The following is a 1,296-nucleotide window of genomic DNA, read 5'->3' as shown; positions in this document are numbered from 1 at the left end:
CGCCGACGATGGCGCGACTTTCGAAGTCGTCGATCCGTCGAATGGTGCTTCGCTCGGAACCGTGCCGAAGATGGGCGCGGCCGAAACGCGCCGCGCGATCGACGCGGCCAACGCGGCGTGGCCCGCGTGGCGCAAGAAGACGGCGAAAGAACGCGCCGCGATCATGCGCCGCTGGTACGAGCTGATGATGGAAAACGCCGACGATCTGGCGCTGATCCTCACGACCGAGCAAGGCAAACCGCTCGCCGAGGCGAAGGGCGAGATCGGTTACGCGGCGTCGTTCATCGAATGGTTCGCGGAGGAGGGAAAACGCGTCGCGGGCGATACGCTCGCCTCGCCCGCCGCCGATAAACGCATCGTCGTGACGAAGGAGCCAATCGGCGTGTGCGCCGCGATCACGCCGTGGAACTTCCCGGCGGCGATGATCACGCGCAAGGTCGGGCCGGCGCTCGCGGCGGGTTGTCCGATTGTCGTGAAACCAGCCGAAGCGACGCCGTTCTCCGCGCTCGCGATGGCCGTGCTCGCCGAGCGCGCAGGCGTGCCGAAGGGCGTGCTGAGCATCGTCACCGGCGATCCGAAGGCGATCGGCGGCGAGATGACGAGCAATCCGGTCGTGCGCAAGCTGTCGTTCACGGGATCGACGGCGGTCGGGCGGTTGCTCGCGGCGCAAAGCGCGCCGACGGTCAAGAAAGTGTCGCTGGAACTGGGCGGCAACGCTCCGTTCATCGTGTTCGACGATGCGGATATCGATGCCGCAGTCGAAGGCGCAATCGCGTCGAAGTATCGGAACAGCGGGCAGACTTGCGTGTGTACGAACCGGTTTTACGTGCACGAGCGTGTTTATGACGCATTCGCCGGCAAATTGGCCGAAGCCGTTGGCAAGCTGAAAGTCGGACGCGGCACGGAAAGCGGCGTTGCGCTCGGGCCGTTGATCAACGAAGCGGCGGTGCTGAAAGTCGAATCGCATATCGAAGACGCGCTGAATAAAGGCGCATCGATCGTTGCCGGCGGCAAGCGTCACGCGCTCGGCCACGGCTTCTTTGAACCGACGGTTTTGACCGGCGTCACGCCGGAGATGAAAGTCGCGAAAGAAGAAACATTCGGACCGCTCGCGCCGATTTTCAGATTCTCGTCGGATGATGAAGTCGTTCACATGGCGAACGACACGGAATTCGGCCTCGCCGCTTATTTTTATAGCCGTGATATCGGTCGGGTATGGCGCGTGGCGGAAGCGCTGGAATACGGCATGGTCGGCATCAATACCGGTTTGATTTCGAACGAAGTCGCGCCGTTTGG

The 1,296-nt window shown here is 63.1% G+C and carries 1 protein-coding gene; it reads left to right on the top strand.

Features of this window, described 5'->3' with window-relative positions; genetic code table 11:
• Window positions 1-1,296, top strand: a 1,296-nt coding sequence (locus tag AWB65_RS34910; RefSeq protein WP_087671267.1) for an NAD-dependent succinate-semialdehyde dehydrogenase, incomplete at both ends; no start/stop codon positions are given.

This window comes from Caballeronia humi, from assembly GCF_001544475.1.
In the GTDB taxonomy this organism is placed as follows: domain Bacteria; phylum Pseudomonadota; class Gammaproteobacteria; order Burkholderiales; family Burkholderiaceae; genus Caballeronia; species Caballeronia humi.
The sequence above is the reverse complement of the archived record's forward strand: the minus strand, read 5'-3'. Positions and strand labels throughout refer to the sequence as shown.